The organism is Mesorhizobium sp. NPDC059025 (genome assembly GCF_042739655.1).
Lineage (GTDB): Bacteria > Pseudomonadota > Alphaproteobacteria > Rhizobiales > Rhizobiaceae > Mesorhizobium.
The window spans coordinates 19,571-35,489 of sequence record NZ_JBHYIM010000019.1; the positions used below are offsets into that span (position 1 = coordinate 19,571).

Below are 15,919 nucleotides of genomic sequence, written 5' to 3' on the forward strand. Positions count from 1 at the left end.
CCTTTTTCCTCAGCTGAGCAACGGTTCTGGACAAATTCTTCGCCAATTGACAGTTTGTGTAGCCGACCATAAAGTCATACGACCACCAACGAGTTTGGGATGTCGGGAAGCGAACCCACGGCTTTGGAGGCGGGAGCTTTAAAGGGGAGTGAGATGAAAAGCGTATTCCAAAAATGCCTGATCGCCGGTGTTGCCCTGGCTGCATCGTTTGGCTCGGCCGCTGCCGCCAACGGCAAGGTCTCGGTCGCCGCGATTTCCGGATATTTCGCGCAGGGCTTCGGTGTCTCGATCGTCAATGGTCTCAACAAGGCCAAGGACGAATTCGGCATCGATCTCAAACTGGTCGACACCGGCAACCGCGCACTCGACTATGAGGAACAATTCGCCAATCTGGCCAAAGGCGGCCAGTATGACCTGATCTTCGTGATGGGCTGGGAACTGGTCGATGCGCTTCAGAAGGCAAGTGCCGCCTATCCGAACCAGCGCTTCGTGTTCATCGACGGTGTGCTCGACAGCGACAAGATGATCTACGCCAACTTCGCCGAGGAACAGGGTTCCTTCGTCGCAGGTGCACTTGCCGGCATGATCGAAGACAAGGGCAGCGCTTTCGAAAAGATCGGCGATGGCAAGGCAATCGGCTTCGTCGGCGGCCGCGACATCCCCGTCATCCGCAACTTCCTCGGCGGCTATGAGCAGGGCTCCAAATATGCCGCGCCCGACGTCAAGGTGAACTCCGTCTTCGCCGGCACGTTCGATGATCCTGCCAAGGGCAGCGAACTTGCGCAGGCGCTTTATGGACAAGGCACCGACATCGTCTACAACGTCGCCGGCCCGACCGGCGAAGGCGTGATGCAGGCAAGTGCCGCCGTCGACAAATATTCCATCGGCGTCGACGTCGACATGTGCGCTTCCGCGCCGGGCAACGTGCTTGCCTCGATGCTCAAGCGCGGCGATATCGCCGTCTACAGCCTGATCAAGGACGAGGTCGAAGGCCGCAAGATCACCGCGGGTACCCGCACTTTCGATCTGGCCTCCGGCGGCGTCGAGGTGAAGATCTGCGACGACATCGCACCTTCGATCCCGACCGAGGTGACCGCCAAGCTCGACGAGATCAAGAAGGGCATCGCGGACGGCTCGATCAAGGTCGAGCGTCACAAGTAAGCGCCCGCATCCGGGGGCGGCATTGCCGCCCACCGGAGCGATCTTTTCCCGAAAATCAGGTAGACATCGATCGGCCCCATCCGTGGGGCTGATCGGCTCAACTTGCGAGGCTCTCGTGTCGGACACGTCGCCAGCCAGAACACAGGATACCACCTCGTCGGCGGAGTACGCCGTCGAGCTGGTCGACATCACCAAGCGCTTCGGCGCATTCACGGCCAATGAGAGCGTCGATCTCCGCGTCAGGCGCGGTGAGATCCACGCCATCATCGGCGAGAACGGTGCCGGCAAGACGACGCTGATGAACATCCTGTTCGGCTTGTTGCAGCCGGACGAAGGCAGGATCGTGCTCAACGGCAAGGAAACCGTGGTGAGCGATCCCGCCACCGCGATCGATGCCGGCCTCGGCATGGTGCACCAGCACTTCAAGCTGGTGCCTTCGCTTTCGGTTGCCGACAATGTCTTTCTGGGCATGGAGATCCGCCGCAATGGCCTGATCGATCATGCCGCGCAGGTCCAGAAGACCCGCGAACTCTCCGACCGCTTCGGGCTCAAGGTCGAGCCGCAGGAACGCGTTTCGCTGTTGTCGGTCGGCATCGAACAGCGCATCGAGATCCTGAAGGTGCTGGCGCGCGGCGCACGCACCATCATCCTGGATGAGCCGACAGCCGTCCTCACCCCGCAGGAAAGCCGCGAACTCTTCCAGACGCTGCGCGGCTTCGTTGCAGACGGCATGACGGTCATCTTCATCTCGCACCACCTCGAGGAAGTGATGGAGGTCTCCGACACGGTGACAGTGCTGCGCCACGGCAAGCATGTGGCCACGCGTCCGACAGCCGAGCTCACCAAGGACGACCTGGTGCGGATGATGGTCGGCCGCGACGTCTCCTTCGAGCGCCGCCCGCGCACCAGGACCTCGGGCGAGGTCGTGCTCGACGTCAAGAACCTGTGGGCTCGCGACGAGCGCCGTCTGCCGGCGCTGCGCGACGCAAGCTTCGCCGTGCGCGCGGGTGAGATCGTCGGCATCGCAGGCGTCGCCGGCAACGGCCAGACGGAGCTTGCCGAGGTGCTGGCGGGCCTGCGCCCGGCGAGCCACGGATCGGCCATGCTGAAAGGGCGCGATCTGGCGGCATTGACGCCGGCGGCAATTCGCGCGGCCGGCCTTGCCCATGTCCCGGGCGACCGCATGGTGCGCGGGGTCGACGGCAGCGCCTCGATCTCGTCGAACCTGCTGATGGGCCGCCAGTTCAAGGCCCCGTGGAGCCGGAACGGCGTTCTCGACTGGAGGGCCGCCGCGAACCAGGCTGTCGAAATGATCAAGCGTTTCGACATCCGCGCACGCGGCCCGGAAGACACGGTCAAGCGGTTGTCGGGCGGCAACATCCAGAAGGTGGTGCTCGCGCGCGAATTCACGAACGACGCGGATTTCCTTCTGATCGATCAGCCGACGCGGGGCGTCGACATCGGTGCGCAGGAATCCATCCATGACGAGATCATGCGCCAGCGTGCCGCCGGCCGCGCCGTACTCGTCATTTCGGTGCAGCTCGACGAATTGCTCACCCTGGCCGATCGCATCCTGGTGATGTTCAACGGCCGGATCATGGGCGAAGTCGAGGGCGATGGCGCCGACAGTGAAAGGATCGGCATGATGATGGCAGGCTTGAGCGCCAGCTCGGCAGCAGGTGGGGTCGCGGCATGAGTGACAGGTTGCGCGCATTCTATGGGCAGCTCATCGCGCTGGCGATCGCCCTGGCCCTCGGGGCCTTGATCATCGTGCTGATCGACGAGAGCCCGATCAATGTTTTCATGACCCTGGTCAGGGGCGCCTTCGGCGACCAATCCAAGATCGCAGGCACCTTGTTGCAGACGACACCGATCCTCATCTGCGGCATCGCCGCCTGCATCGGCCTGCGCGGCGGCATGTTCAATGTCGGCATCGAAGGACAGCTCTTTCTCGGTGGCTTTGCGGCCGCCTGGGTCGGCTTCGCCCTGCCGCTGCCGGCCGGCCTGCATGTCGTGGTCGGCATGGTTGCCGCCGTCCTTGCCGGCGCTGCCTGGGTCGCCATCCCCGCTTATTTCCGTGCCCGCTACAACACCAACGAGGTCGTCTCGACGATCCTGTCGAACTATGTCGCCGTGCTGCTGACCTCCTATTTCACGATCTTCCTGTTCAAGCGCCCCGGCGGCTGGTCGGAAACCCCACCCATCCTGCCCACGGCCTATCTGCCGGAACTGTTCTCCTTCTCCCGGCTCAACTGGGGACTGATCATCGGCCTGGTGCTGGCCTTCTTCGTCGCCTGGTTCTTCCGCCGTACCGCCAAGGGCTATTCGATCTCGATGGTCGGCTCGGCTCCGAAATTCGCCGAATATGGCGGCATCGACGTCAAGCGCCAGGGCTTCCTGGTGTTGCTCGCATCAGGTGCCGTGGGCGGTCTGGCCGGCGGTGTGGAGACCCTCGGTGTCCACCACCGTTTCATGGAAGGTTTCGCGCCCGGCTTCGGCTTCGATGGGCTGATCGCTGCCCTGCTCGCCAACGGATCGCCCATCGTCACCATCTTCACCGCGCTGTTCTTCGGAGCGCTGCGCAACGGCTCGCTTCTGCTCGAGACCGACACCAGCGCATCGCGCGAGATCATCACGGTGATCCAGGCGCTGATCATCCTCGCCGTTTCCGCCCAGGTGCTGATGAAGCGTCGCGGCGACAGCACCGCAGGAGAGCGTCGATGGAAGTTCTAGACAAACTCCTCAACGTCGCCCTGCTGGTGGCGACACTGCGCACGACGGCACCGATCCTGCTGGTGGCCCTGGGCGGTTCCTTCACCACGAAGGCCGGCATCTTCAACATCGGCCTCGAAGGCCAGATGCTGGTTGGCGCCTTCTTCGCCGTGCTCGGTTCGATCTGGTCCGGTTCCGCGCTGATCGGCGTCGCCTGCGGCATTGCCGCAGCGCTCGTGTTTGCACTGGCTTTCGCGGTGCTGGTCGTCTCCTTTCGGGCAAACGAGGTCGTGGTCGGCCTGGCACTCAACATCCTGGCCGGCGGCATGACCATCTCGCTGATGAAGGCGATCTTCGGCACCCGAGGCTCGATCGTCGGCCAGAAGATCGTCGGGCTGCCGAAGGTCCAGATCCCCGGTGCCCGTGACCTGCTCGGCTCCTGGGCGCCGCTCATCTCCGGCTACACGCCCATGGTCTATGTCGCCTTCATCGCCGTTCCTCTCCTGGTGCTGTTCTACAAGTGCACCCGGCTCGGCCTCTACATTCGCGTCGTCGGCGAAAAGCCGGAGGCTGCCGAGGCGCTCGGCATCTCGATCACACGCGTTCGCTACACTGCCTCGCTGCTTTGCGGCCTGCTTGCCGGCCTTGCCGGTGCGCATCTGTCGCTCGGCTATATCACCATGTTCACCGAGAACATGTCATCCGGCCGCGGTTTCATGGCGGTCGCTATCCTGATCTTCTCGGCGGGCGATCCGCTCAAGGTTCTGGCCGGCTGCCTGCTGTTCGGTTTTGCCGACGCGTTCTCACTGCGCCTCCAGACCTTCGGCTTCCCGTCCTACCTCATCCTGGCAGTGCCCTATCTGGTCGCATTGGTGGCGCTGTTCGCGCTGTCCTACCGCAGCCGCCCCAGGATCATCCGTGAAACGCTGGAGAGTATGAGGAAGATGCTCTCCGTCGAAGAGAAGCCGAGTCAAACCGGCAGCAACCTCCCGCGCTGAAGGATCATATCAAGACAATGGAACGCATAATCCTCGACGTCGATTCCGCCGGCGACGATATCCTCGCCGTGCTCTTCGCCGCGGCAAATCCGAACGTGAAACTCGAAGCGGTGACGACCGTGACGGGTGCAGCCGGCGCCATCGAGCAAGTCACCAATGTGGTGCTCAACACCCTGTCGCTCGCAGGCCGCGACGACATTGCGGTTCATGCCGGCGCCTGGCGGCCCATCGTCGGCCACTCCAAGGCCGACATGGAAGCGCCGGTGCATTTCGAGAAGACGTTGACGGCGCGCTTCGGCGACCGGCTGAAGAAGTTCAACCCACCGGCACCCAGGCCGAAGCGTCTGGCAACACCCGGCCATGCCGTCGACTTCATCATCAAGACCGTGATGGCAAATCCGGGCGAGATCACGCTCGTCACCACAGGCCCGCTGACCAATGCGGCCATGGCGCTGCTGCAGGAACCGCGGCTTGCAAAGCTGCTCAAGCGCCTGCTGGTGCTGGGCGGCACCTTCACGACTCCCGGCAACATAACGCCGGTGACCGAATACAACATCTGGGCCGATCCCGAAGCATCGCGCATCGTGCTCAATGCTGAAGTCGACAAGATCCTGGTTCCTCTCGACATATGCGAAGACAACCGTGTCGCCACCTCCATGCTGACGCGCGACGACATCGCCGACATGCAGGCGACGGCAAAGGACAATCCGGTCCTCGACATGATCGCCGACGTCTTTCCGATCTACATCGACATCTGGCGCGAATTCTTCGGGCTTGTCGGCTTCCCGCTCGATGACGTCATCACCGTGGCCCTGGCCTTCGACCCCGGCCTTGCCACGCTCACCGAGCCGCTCTTCGTCGATGTGCTCATCGACGGCCATGTCGCCCGCGGCCAGACGGTGGCCTATCGCGGTTTCCAGATCCTGCCTGGCGGCGGTCCGAAGACCACGCGCATCGGCACCGATCTCGACGGTCGCCGCTTCCTCGAAATGTTCAAGAAAACCATAGCGCGCTACGAGCGTGCGGCATGATGAGTGCAATGATGAAGCCCACCCCCATCCTTTTCGACTGCGATCCCGGCCACGACGACGCCATTGCACTGGTGATGGCGCATCGCTCACCGGCCATCGAGCTGCTCGGCGTCACCACCACCTGCGGCAATGCCGAGCTGGAAAAGACGACGACCAATGCCCTGCGCATCCTGGAATATATCGGCGCCGGCGACGTGCCGGTTGCCGCCGGCTGCCACCGTCCTCTGGCGCGTCCGCTGGTGCTCGGCACCGCCGATGGACCCAGCGGTCTCGAAGGCTCGCCCTATCTGCCGCAGGCCACCATCAGGCCGGTCGACCAGCATGCGGTCGACTTCCTGGCCGAGAAGCTGAGCGCCTCGCCCGAGCCGCTGCTCGTCGTGGCGACAGGCCCGCTCTGCAACATCGGCCTGATGATCCTCAAGCACCCGCATGTGTTGCCCAAGATCAAGGAACTGATCTGGATGGGCGGCGTGTTCTACCGCAAGAGCGAGATCATAACGCCGACGGAGTTCAACGCCTTCTGCGACCCGGAGGCTCTGAAGATCGTGCTCGATTCCGGCGTTCCGATCACCATGGTCGGTCTCGATGTCACGATGCAGGTCCTGGTCGAGGAACCGCAATATGCCGAGCTCGCCAAGATCGACACACCGCTCGGCAAGCTCGTCAACGACTGGCTGCTGTTCTACGAAAAACTCCACCGCAACTCGATGGGCGTCGGCGGCGCGATGCATGATCCGCTGGCGCTGGCACTGGCGATCGATCCGACCCTGGTCAAGACACGTCCTGCCCACATCGCAGTCGACCTCAAGGGCAGCCACACCTTCGGCGCGACGGTAGCCGACTTCTGGGGTGAGCGTGGCGAAAGGGACAATGCACGCATCGCCTACGAGGTCGATGCCAGCCGGTTCTTCAAACTGATGTTCGATCTGCTGAGGGATTGACGCCATTCCGAGGTGGGTGCCCCGCGCCCGCCTCGATTGTTTGCCGGCCAGATCCCGAACCACACAATAATTCCTCAGGCACCCTGCCTTCAGCAGAAAATAGCACCAACAGCGATTTATGACGGGCTGACGAATTCGGGAGGCTGGCGTGACCGCTGTCGTGGATCTTTCCCAGATCAAAAGTGCCCTCTCCGGTGTCGACGTCATCGCGGAGATGGAGACCGCATTCAGCCTGTATTCGCAGGGCCTGGCAACAGTTCCGCCTGTCGGCGAACTGCTGTTCGAGCAGCCCCCCGGCGAGATGCACATCAAATATGGCGCGGTGCGCGGCGACGGGATCTTTGTCGTCAAGATCGCCACCGGCTTCTATGAAAACCCGTCCATCGGCCTGCCTTCCTCGGGTGGCGTGGTGCTGGTTTTCAGCGCTCGCGACGGGCAGCTTCTGGCAATCCTGCAGGACGAAGGCCACCTCACCGACATCCGCACAGCGGCCGCCGGCGCGGTTGCCGCCAGATGGCTGATGCCGAGCGGCCTCGAATGCATCGGCATTTGCGGCTCCGGCAATCAGGCGCGGTTGCAAGCGCGATATCTGCGCGAGGTGACCTCCTGCAGGAACATGCTGATCTGGGCACGCAATTCGGAAAAGGCCGAAAGCTGCGCTGCCGATATCGCCGCTCTCGGCTTCGAGGCCACGGCTGTCGCCTCACCGGCGGAACTTGCCAGGCACGCCCGCCTTGTCGTCACCACCACCGCGTCGAAGACACCCTATCTGATGAGCGATCATGTCCAGCCGGGAACGCTCATCGTGGCGATGGGTGCGGACACGCCCGAGAAATCGGAAATCGATGCAAGCCTGCTCGGCAGGGCGGCAACCGTCATTGCCGACAGCCGCCCGCAATGTTTCGAGCGCGGCGAGATCCATCACGCCATCGTCCGGGGCCTGCTTGCCCCCGAACGGGTCGTCGAGCTCGGCGAGATCATTTCCAGAGGGGATCGGCATCAACGGCAGGCCGACGATATCTCCCTCGTCGACCTCACCGGTGTCGCCGTTCAGGATATCGTGCTGGCCAAGGCATTGTGTCGGAAGCTGGGGCTCCTGGATTGAACAAACCCGAACCTCACGACCCGACGTGATCGGGGAATTCGTCCTGGAGGAACCGATCCACCCGCAGCAGGGCATCGCCGAAATGCTCCGGCTCGCCGCCGATGCCCAGGCGCAGGTGCCCCTCCATTCCGAACCAGCTGCCGGCGACCGCGAAAACGCTTTGCGTCTCGCGCAACCTGCGACACAGCTCTTCCGAAGAAACGGGAAGCTCGTAACGCAGGAAGGCCATCGCGCCGGCGTGCGGCGGCACCCAGCTGAAAATCCCCGGGTGCGTCGCTATCCATCGCGAAAGCTGGTCGAGGTTGCGGGCAAGAAGGTGGCGGTTGCGGGCAACAATCCGGGCGCGCTTTTCCGGCTGCAGGGCATACAGCGCGATCCGTTGCCCGAGCGTGTTGCTGCCGATCGTCGTGTAGTCCTGCCGCTGCATCGCCTTCTCGATGATGTCCCCAGACGAAACGATCCAGCCGATTCGCAGCCCCGCGAGCGCCATCGCCTTCGCCGTGCCACCGGTTATCACGGTGGTCGGCGCCGTCGCGAAAAGTGTCTCGGTCTCCGGTCCAGACAATTCGGCGCCACGATAGATCTCGTCGGCATGAACAGCGATGCCGTGACGCGCGGCAAGGGCGGCCAGACCTGACCGCTCCTCCGGGGAAAGCACGCCGCCAGTCGGGTTGTTGGGATTGCAGACCGAGATCAGCCTGGTTTTCAGCGTGATCGCTCCCGCCACCTCGTCAAGGTCGAGCATCCAGCGGTCACCCGACAATCGCAAGGGCACCTGGCGCACCTTCGCACCGAGCGCCTTCGCCAGCCCCGGCAACTGCATGAAATTGGGCGTGACGATGATGGCTTCGTCGCCGCTGTCGAGCAGGCTCATCACCGCCAGCATGTTGGCTTCCGACGATCCGGTCGTGACCAGGACATTGTCGGCTACCGCACCGGGATAGAGCGAAGCGATCGTTTCGCGCAGTGCCGGCTCGCCTTCGGTATGGCCATAGCCCAGCGGCAGCTCGAGCAGTGCCTCGATCTCCCGCGCGTCGAGCAGTTCGCGCAAGGTGAAGGGGTGCAGCCCGCTTTCGGTCAGATTGTACTCGACCGTGTTTTCCCAGATCGACTGGCTGCGTTCGAGTTCGAAAAGGTCAATGCGCATATCGCTTCCCATCGAGAGTATGTCATCGGCCGGCTGGCGCGATGTATCGAGAACGCGAGGCTAGTGTCACCCTTCGCAAGGTTCGGCTGAAGCTTCCCTGACCGTGGCAGAATGTGTCCACGCCGCGCGTGGCAATGACAGCATATTCTCCCCCATCCGCGCCATACCGAGGGCGCGCGGCATCCACATTCACGGCATGCCGCCGTTCACAGCGAGGACATGGCATGCAACAGGTCAGGAACAACTACATCGACGGTGCGTGGCGCCCGGCCGAGCATTGCAGCGAGGGCTACAATCCTTCCGACACCAGTGAGTTGATCGGCCGCTTCGCCATTGCCAGCGCGGCCGATGTCCGTGACGCCGTGGATGCCGCCCGCAAGGCCTTCGCCGACTGGAAGGAGAGCTCGCCCCAGCAGCGTTCCGATATTCTCGATCGCGCCGCCAATATCATCGCCAGCAGGACGCAGGAGCTGGCGACGCTGCTGTCGCGGGAGGAAGGCAAGACCTTGCCGGAGGCCGTCGCCGAGGTGACCAAGGCCGCGCATACCTTCAGATATTTCGCCGGCGAAGCCGTGCGCCTTGCCGGTGCAAGCCTGCGATCCGTGCGCAAGGGAGTCGATGTCGACGTCCGGCGCGAGGCAGTGGGCGTGGTCGGGCTGATCACGCCATGGAACTTTCCTTTCTCGATCCCGGCCTGGAAGAGCGCGCCCGCGCTGGCCTACGGCAACTGTGTCATCCTCAAGCCTTCGGAACTGACCAACGGCATCGCCTGGGAGCTGGCCAGCATCCTGCATGAAGCCGGCGTGCCGCGCGGTGTTTTCCAGATGATCATGGGCGGCGGCGACATCGGCGCGGCACTGGTCTCCAACCCTGGCGTCGACGCCGTCAGCTTCACGGGGTCGGGGGCCGTCGGCGGCCTGATCGCGGCGCGGGTCATCGGCCGTGGCGCCAGGCTGCAGCTTGAGCTGGGCGGCAAGAACCCGCTTGTGGTCGCCGACGACGCCGACCTGGACAAAGCAGTAGACGCTGCGGTGCGTGGCGCCTTCTATTCGACCGGACAACGCTGCACGGCATCGAGCCGCCTCATCGTCGACGCTGCCGTCCATGATGATTTTGTCGAGCGGCTGGTGGAACGGACGGCCAGGCTGCGGATCGGCCATGCCCTGGATGAGGCGTCCGACATCGGTCCGCTGGTCAGCGCCGCCCAGCTGAGGCGCGTGTCCAGCCATGCCGAAACCGCGCCGTCCGACGGCGCGCGCCATGCATTCGGTGGCCGCGTGCTCGCAACACCGGCAAACGGCTACTATTACGAACCGGCGATCTTCCTGGACGGCAACATGCGCCAGAGCATCAACCGCGAAGAGGTCTTCGGGCCAATCGTCTCGGTGTTCAAGGCCACCGATTTCGAGGACGCGCTGCGTCTGGCCAACGCGACCGAATTCGGCCTCAGCGCCGGCATCTTCACGTCCTCGCACGCGAGAGCCCGCGCCTTCATCCGCGCCAGCAACAGCGGCATGGTGATGGTCAATCTGCCGACCGTCGGCTCCGACTATCACGTGCCGTTCGGCGGCCGCGGCGCCTCTGCCTACGGGCCGAAGGAAATGGGGCTGGGCGCGATCGAGTTCTTCACCCAGACGAAGACCGCCTACATCGCTGACTAACCTTCGGGTCGGGCCACGACACCTTCTGTCCTGAACCCTGGCAAGGCGACAAAAACCGCTCGCCACGACACAGGAAACGGAAGTTTGTGCTCCTGCCGACAGCCTATCGTCGCCTCCTGACACCGGCCAGTAGGCCGGTACTTGAAAGGAGCCATAATGTCCCAGTCGCCGCGCGTGATCGATCCCGCAAGCATCGAGCCGGATACAAGATCGACCTATCCGGAGCATCTGCAGGAGCCCGTGAAGGGGCGACGCAAGCGGCGGCTCGCTTCGCTTGCGGGTCTTGGCAATCTGTCGGCCGTGCATGTCGAACTGCCCGCAGGCTGCGCGTCGTCGCTCCGGGTCTGGCACAGCCACGAGGACGAACTCATCATCGTCCTGAAGGGCGAAGCGACGCTGGTCACTGACCAGGGCGAGCAACTGGTGCATGCCGGCCAGGCCATCGGTTTCCCAGCCGGCGAGGCCAATGGCCATCAGATCGTCAACCGCGGCGAAACACCTGTCGTGTTCGTCGAGGTGGCAAGCTTTGCCGAAGCCAATGTGTCGACCTATCCGGACGACGACCTGCTGCAGATCCCGGATGGCCGCGGCCGCCGCTTCGTGCACAAGGACGGCACTCCTTACTGAGGTCCGGCACCATGCAATCGAAGGTTTCGCCGCGTCTCGCCGAGCCACTGGCACCCGAGATTCTCGATCTCGTTTTCCGGCCGCGCATCGAGCGCGAGCTGGCGCTCGGCATCGAGGATCTGTGCGCGGTCAACGAGGCGCATCTCGTCATGCTGGCCAGCATCGGGCTGGTCGAACCCGCGGTCGCCCGCGCGCTTGCCCAGGCACTGTCGGACATTCGCGAGGAGGGCGACAGTGCCGTTCCACGCGATCCTGCCCGCGAGGACGGCTACTTCAATTTCGAGGCGCTGCTCATGGCACGCGCCGGCGCGGATGCGGGCGGACGGCTGCATGTCGCGCGCAGCCGCAATGACATCAACGCGACGCTCGACCGGCTGGCGATGCGGTGGGTGATTCTCGACCTCCTGGCGAAAACCATGGCGCTGCGCCAGGCCCTGCTGCGCCGGGCGAGTGAATTCGCCGACACCATCATGCCGGGCTACACGCATATGCAACCCGCGCAACCGATCACGTTCGGCTTCTATCTGACAGGCATCGCGCAGGCTCTGGCACGGGACGCCTCAAGGTTGTTCAGCGCCTATCACGCGGCCGACTCCTGTCCGCTCGGAGCCTGTGCCTTCGCTGGCACCTCCTTCGCCATCGACAGGCAACTGCTTGCCGATCTGCTTGGTTTCAGCACCGTCCACGTCCATGCCCAGGATGCGGTTGCTTCGCGCGATTATGGCTGGGAAGCGGGGAGCGCCATCCTTGCCATGGCGGGAAACTGGGGGCGTTTCGCACAGGACATCTATGTCTGGGGCACGCAGGAATTCGCCCTCCTCCGCTTTCCCGACAGCATCGCCGGCACGTCGAGCATCATGCCGCAGAAGAAGAACCCGGTGGCGGTCGAATATCTGAAGGCGAGTTCCGGCGAGGTTATCGGTGGCCTCACCGCGACCTTCGCGATCCTGAAGGGCGGACATTTCAGCCATGCCGGCGATACTGGCCGTTCCTCTCTGGCGCCGTTGTGGCCTTCGCTGCGCCTCGCCGGCAACGCCCTGGCGATTGCCCGTCTCGTTGCCGAGAAAATCGAACCGGATGCCGAGATGATGCGTCAGCGCGCTGGCGCGGGTTTCTCATCAGCGACTGATCTTGCCGATTGCCTGGTGCGCGAAGGCGGCCTGTCATTCCGCGAGGCACACCATGTCGTGGCCGATCTTGTAAGGGATGCCCTCCATCGCGACCTGAGGCCGGACGAGATCGGGCTTGGCGATGTGCTTGCCGCGACCGAACGCGTGCTCGGTCATGTCATCGAATTGCCGGATGAAGCCGTCACGCAGGCGCTCGATCCGGTCCGTTCGGTCGCAGCACGACGATCGGCGGGCGCGGCCTCGCCGGTCGAGACTCGGCGCATGATCGCGACCGCCCTGGACGAGATAGAGCACGACCGGGCCAGGCTCGACGCGCTGCACGCGCATCTCGCATCGGCACGCCGCCAACTGGAAGCGCATCTCGAAAAGCTCCGGCAAACGGCATCGCCGAACTGATGCGGCAGACATCCGATCTTTGGAAGAATCTGTCCGTTCCGACACGCCATTTAGGAAAGTCTGCGGGCAGGCAGCCGCTAGTCTGGTGCCAGCATTTAAGAGTTGTGATCCGATGACAGGCAGCAGTGCAGGACAATTCATCCGGCTCGGGGAAACCCAACGGACCCCGGTCGAAATCCGCATCGATGGCGAGAGCGTGTCCTGCCTTGCCGGCGACACGCTCCTGACCGCGATGCTCCTGAACGGCCGGTTGCTGCGTCATTCCGAATTCAGCGACGGACCGCGCGCCGGTTTCTGCAACATGGGTGCCTGCCAGGATTGTTGGCTGTCGCTTGACTCTGGAGAGCGGGTTCGCGCCTGCACCACCGAGGTGCGCAGCGGCATGGTCGTGCTGACGCGCGAGGCGAGCTGACCATGGCCGGTGATGATCGGATCGTCGTGGTGGGCAGCGGGCCGGCGGGCTCGCGGGCGGCCGAAACACTTTATCGCGCCGGTTGCCGCAACCTCACCGTGATCAGCGAGGCCCCGGCAAGCGGCGGCCAGATCTACCGGCGCCAGCCCAACGGCTTCAAGCGCCCGCCGGCCAGCCTCTATGGCGATGATGCCGCGAAGGCGATGCGCCTGCACGGCACGTTCGACGCCTTCGCCGGCGAGATCGACTATCGGCCCAACACGCTGGTCTGGAACATTTTCGACGGTGCGGTTCACACCAGCGACGTCTCGGGTACCGGCAGGCTGGAATTCGATCGGCTCATTCTGAGCACCGGTGCGATGGACCGCGTCATCCCGATACCGGGCTGGACGCTGCCCGGCGTGTTCACGCTCGGCGGCTCGCAGATCGCGCTCAAGAACCAGGCCTGTTCCATCGGTCGCGCCGTCGTCTTCGCCGGCACCGGGCCATTGCTTTATCTCGTCGCCTACCAATACGCCAAGGCCGGCGCCAATGTCGTGGCGGTGCTCGATTCCGCCTCCTATGCCGACAAGATCCGCGGCGCGGTGCGCATGGCCCGCGCACCCCGCATGCTGCTGCGTGGCCTTGCCTACCGCCGCTATCTGTCACGCAGGCGCATCATGCTGCGTGAAGGCGTGAGACTGCGCGCGATCCAAGGCGCCGACAATGTGCAGGGCATCCACTTCAGCGCCGGCGGTCAGGACGGGTTCGTCCCGTGCGACGCCGTTGGCCTCGGCTTCGGACTGAACCCCGAGATGCAACTTGCCGAGATCGCCGGATGCCGCACCCGCTTCGACGCGGCCAACCGGCAATGGGTGATCGCTCATGACGGACAGGGCCGCGCGGGCGACGGCGTCTATGTCGCGGGCGACGGCAGCGCTATTGGCGGCGCCGACGTCGCCGAGCTGGCCGGCGAGCGAGCGGCGCTGGCGCTGCTGGCCGATATCGGGCTGCCGGCATCAAAGGCGCGGCTGCGCCAGATCGAGCGTGCTCTCGGCCGAGAGGCGACGTTCCGAAAAGGCGTCGAGACGAGCTTCCCTTTTCCGGCTGACTGGATCGGCGAAGCGCCCGACGAAACCATCCTGTGCCGCTGCGAGAATGTCACCTTCGGCGAGGTCCGTGCCGCCATTGCCCGGTTCGAGCCGCAGGAGGTCAACAGGCTGAAGGCGCTTGCCCGGCCAGGCATGGGACGCTGCCAGGGGCGCGTCTGCGGACCGGTCCTGGCCGAATTGCTTGCGGCAACAACCGGAACGCCGCTCGACCAGGTCGGCAAGCTTCGCGGACAGGGGCCAGTCAAACCTATCTCTTATGGGCGCACCTGCGGCCAGGCCGACCCGCAGGTCGATGCCTGGATGCAGGCCGGCGAAAAGCGTGATGGCGATGACCAGGATTTTTGAAACGGACGTCATCATCGCCGGCGGCGGCATAGCCGGCGTCTGCTCCGCCTACTATCTGGCGCGACGGGGCGCTCGGGTCAGCCTGTTCGAACGCGGTGCGGTCGGTGCCCAGGCCAGCGGCGTGAACTTCGGCGGCCTGCGCACCAACGGCCGGGCCGAGCCCGAACTGCCGCTCAGCCTGCGCGCCCGCAGCCAGTGGCAGAAAATCGAAGCGCTTGTCGGTGACGGTTGCGAGACGGAAATCACCGGACATGTCGAGATCTGTGACCGGCAGGACCACATGGCGGCGGTCGAGCAATGGGCCGTCATGGCGAAGCAGCACGGCGTCGGCACACAGATGCTGACCGGGGCAGAGGTCGCCAGGCGCTTCCCCTGGATCGGCACCAAGATGCTCGGCGGGTGCTTCGTCGCCGCGGATGGCGCGGCCAATCCAAGGCTGGTCACGCCAGTGTTCGCCATCGCCGCGCGCCGGCTGGGCGCCGACATAGTCGAGTATGACGCGGTGCGAACCGCGCACCACGACGGAGCATGCTTTCAGATCGAAACCGCATCTGGAACCAAGGCGCGCGCGCCGATCCTGATCAATGCCGCCGGCGCCTGGGGCGCACGTCTTGCCGCCCAGTTCTCGGAGGTCTTCCCCCTCGACGTGATGGCGCCGCAAATGGTGGTGAGCGAGCCATTTCCGCGCATGGTCACATCGACCGTGGACTATCCGGTCAATGGACGTTTCTTCTACGCCCGCCAGATCGGGCGGGGCAATCTCCTGTTCGGACGCGGTCCCGGCCGCGCCGACCTGGATACCGGCCGTGCGAAATATGTTCCGCAGAACCTGTTCGACGCCTCGCGCATCGCCGTGGACGTGTTGCCCTTCCTGCGCGGCCGCAACTTCATCCGCAGTTGGGCCGGCATCGAAGGCAAGTCACCGGACTCGCTGCCATTCCTTGGCATGAGCCGTGCGATCGGCGGTTTGATCCATGCCTTCGGCTTTTCCGGACACGGCTTCCAGCTCGGACCAGGTATCGGTGAAGTTGTCGCCGAACTGGTGCTCGACGGCCGCACGTCCACACAGATCGAGGGTTTCGACCCTTACCGGTTCGACAAGGCGAACGACGGTACGAACAAGCCAATGCAGACCGGGTCCGCCTGAACCTGGCGATCCGGG

The 15,919-nt window shown here is 64.2% G+C and carries 14 protein-coding genes; 13 read left to right on the forward strand and 1 reads right to left on the reverse strand.

Translation table 11 applies throughout. The annotated features are described in order from the left end of the window. Positions 1 to 153 precede the first annotated feature (153 nt). The 7 genes from ACFWYE_RS28740 to ACFWYE_RS28770 all read left to right on the forward strand — a co-directional run bounded on the left by ACFWYE_RS28740 (position 154) and on the right by ACFWYE_RS28770 (position 7,948). Complete coding sequence (locus ACFWYE_RS28740) at positions 154 to 1,161, forward strand: BMP family protein (protein ID WP_379115471.1); 1,008 nt, start codon at positions 154 to 156, stop codon at positions 1,159 to 1,161. Between the two features lie 115 nt (positions 1,162 to 1,276). Next, positions 1,277 to 2,857 (forward strand): ABC transporter ATP-binding protein, encoded by a 1,581-nt coding sequence (locus tag ACFWYE_RS28745; RefSeq protein ID WP_379115472.1) that lies wholly within the window; start codon positions 1,277 to 1,279, stop codon positions 2,855 to 2,857. Next, positions 2,854 to 3,894: an ABC transporter permease gene (locus tag ACFWYE_RS28750; protein WP_379062669.1), complete on the forward strand. Its 1,041-nt coding sequence runs from the start codon at positions 2,854 to 2,856 to the stop codon at positions 3,892 to 3,894. The genes ACFWYE_RS28745 and ACFWYE_RS28750 overlap by 4 nt, the downstream gene beginning before the upstream one ends. Further along, a complete protein-coding gene (locus ACFWYE_RS28755; RefSeq protein ID WP_379115473.1) occupies positions 3,882 to 4,871 on the forward strand; it encodes an ABC transporter permease in 990 nt (329 codons plus the stop codon). Before ACFWYE_RS28750 ends, ACFWYE_RS28755 begins: the two co-directional genes overlap by 13 nt. 17 nt (positions 4,872 to 4,888) lie before the next feature. Next, complete coding sequence (locus tag ACFWYE_RS28760; RefSeq protein WP_379115474.1) at positions 4,889 to 5,902, forward strand: nucleoside hydrolase; 1,014 nt, start codon at positions 4,889 to 4,891, stop codon at positions 5,900 to 5,902. Continuing rightward, positions 5,902 to 6,843, forward strand: a complete 942-nt coding sequence (locus tag ACFWYE_RS28765; protein WP_379115520.1) for a nucleoside hydrolase — start codon at positions 5,902 to 5,904, stop codon at positions 6,841 to 6,843. The genes ACFWYE_RS28760 and ACFWYE_RS28765 overlap by 1 nt, the downstream gene beginning before the upstream one ends. A gap of 148 nt (positions 6,844 to 6,991) precedes the next feature. After that, on the forward strand, positions 6,992 to 7,948 hold the full coding sequence (locus ACFWYE_RS28770; RefSeq protein ID WP_379115475.1) for an ornithine cyclodeaminase family protein: 957 nt from the start codon (positions 6,992 to 6,994) through the stop codon (positions 7,946 to 7,948). A 13-nt stretch (positions 7,949 to 7,961) separates the two neighbouring features. Here ACFWYE_RS28770 and ACFWYE_RS28775 read toward each other — a convergent pair whose 3' ends face one another. Then, a complete protein-coding gene (locus ACFWYE_RS28775) occupies positions 7,962 to 9,095 on the reverse strand; it encodes an aminotransferase class I/II-fold pyridoxal phosphate-dependent enzyme (RefSeq protein WP_379062677.1) in 1,134 nt (377 codons plus the stop codon). Positions 9,096 to 9,319: 224 nt separating this feature from the next. Between ACFWYE_RS28775 and ACFWYE_RS28780 the strand changes: the two genes are divergently transcribed. The 6 genes from ACFWYE_RS28780 to ACFWYE_RS28805 all read left to right on the forward strand — a co-directional run bounded on the left by ACFWYE_RS28780 (position 9,320) and on the right by ACFWYE_RS28805 (position 15,904). Beyond that, positions 9,320 to 10,756, forward strand: a complete 1,437-nt coding sequence (locus ACFWYE_RS28780) for an aldehyde dehydrogenase family protein (protein WP_379115476.1) — start codon at positions 9,320 to 9,322, stop codon at positions 10,754 to 10,756. A 156-nt stretch (positions 10,757 to 10,912) separates the two neighbouring features. Further along, positions 10,913 to 11,383 carry a cupin domain-containing protein gene (locus ACFWYE_RS28785; protein WP_379115477.1) on the forward strand — a complete coding sequence of 157 codons (471 nt, stop codon included), beginning with the start codon at positions 10,913 to 10,915 and terminating at the stop codon, positions 11,381 to 11,383. An 11-nt stretch (positions 11,384 to 11,394) separates the two neighbouring features. Next, the gene (gene argH / locus ACFWYE_RS28790) at positions 11,395 to 12,909 is read left to right on the forward strand and encodes an argininosuccinate lyase (RefSeq protein ID WP_379115478.1); all 1,515 of its coding nucleotides are present in this window, start codon (positions 11,395 to 11,397) and stop codon (positions 12,907 to 12,909) included. 112 nt (positions 12,910 to 13,021) lie between these two features. Then, entirely contained in the window at positions 13,022 to 13,321 is a 300-nt protein-coding gene (locus tag ACFWYE_RS28795; RefSeq protein WP_379115479.1) for a (2Fe-2S)-binding protein, read from the forward strand. Between the two features lie 2 nt (positions 13,322 to 13,323). Next, the gene (locus ACFWYE_RS28800; protein ID WP_379115480.1) at positions 13,324 to 14,757 is read left to right on the forward strand and encodes an FAD-dependent oxidoreductase; all 1,434 of its coding nucleotides are present in this window, start codon (positions 13,324 to 13,326) and stop codon (positions 14,755 to 14,757) included. Continuing rightward, on the forward strand, positions 14,741 to 15,904 hold the full coding sequence (locus tag ACFWYE_RS28805) for an NAD(P)/FAD-dependent oxidoreductase (RefSeq protein ID WP_379062689.1): 1,164 nt from the start codon (positions 14,741 to 14,743) through the stop codon (positions 15,902 to 15,904). Before ACFWYE_RS28800 ends, ACFWYE_RS28805 begins: the two co-directional genes overlap by 17 nt. The last annotated feature ends 15 nt before the right edge of the window (positions 15,905 to 15,919 follow it).

What these genes read in the sequence shown, in the direction of transcription:
- ACFWYE_RS28740 (WP_379115471.1), top strand. Translation starts at nt 154, where the DNA reads ATGAAAAGCGTATTCCAAAAATGCCTGATCGCCGGTGTTGCCCTGGCT.
- ACFWYE_RS28750 (WP_379062669.1), top strand. Translation starts at nt 2,854, where the DNA reads ATGAGTGACAGGTTGCGCGCATTCTATGGGCAGCTCATCGCGCTGGCG.
- ACFWYE_RS28755 (WP_379115473.1), top strand. Translation starts at nt 3,882, where the DNA reads ATGGAAGTTCTAGACAAACTCCTCAACGTCGCCCTGCTGGTGGCGACA.
- ACFWYE_RS28760 (WP_379115474.1), top strand. Translation starts at nt 4,889, where the DNA reads ATGGAACGCATAATCCTCGACGTCGATTCCGCCGGCGACGATATCCTC.
- ACFWYE_RS28765 (WP_379115520.1), top strand. Translation starts at nt 5,902, where the DNA reads ATGAGTGCAATGATGAAGCCCACCCCCATCCTTTTCGACTGCGATCCC.
- ACFWYE_RS28775 (WP_379062677.1), bottom strand. Translation starts at nt 9,095, where the DNA reads ATGCGCATTGACCTTTTCGAACTCGAACGCAGCCAGTCGATCTGGGAA.
- ACFWYE_RS28780 (WP_379115476.1), top strand. Translation starts at nt 9,320, where the DNA reads ATGCAACAGGTCAGGAACAACTACATCGACGGTGCGTGGCGCCCGGCC.
- ACFWYE_RS28785 (WP_379115477.1), top strand. Translation starts at nt 10,913, where the DNA reads ATGTCCCAGTCGCCGCGCGTGATCGATCCCGCAAGCATCGAGCCGGAT.
- argH (WP_379115478.1), top strand. Translation starts at nt 11,395, where the DNA reads ATGCAATCGAAGGTTTCGCCGCGTCTCGCCGAGCCACTGGCACCCGAG.
- ACFWYE_RS28795 (WP_379115479.1), top strand. Translation starts at nt 13,022, where the DNA reads ATGACAGGCAGCAGTGCAGGACAATTCATCCGGCTCGGGGAAACCCAA.
- ACFWYE_RS28800 (WP_379115480.1), top strand. Translation starts at nt 13,324, where the DNA reads ATGGCCGGTGATGATCGGATCGTCGTGGTGGGCAGCGGGCCGGCGGGC.
- ACFWYE_RS28805 (WP_379062689.1), top strand. Translation starts at nt 14,741, where the DNA reads ATGACCAGGATTTTTGAAACGGACGTCATCATCGCCGGCGGCGGCATA.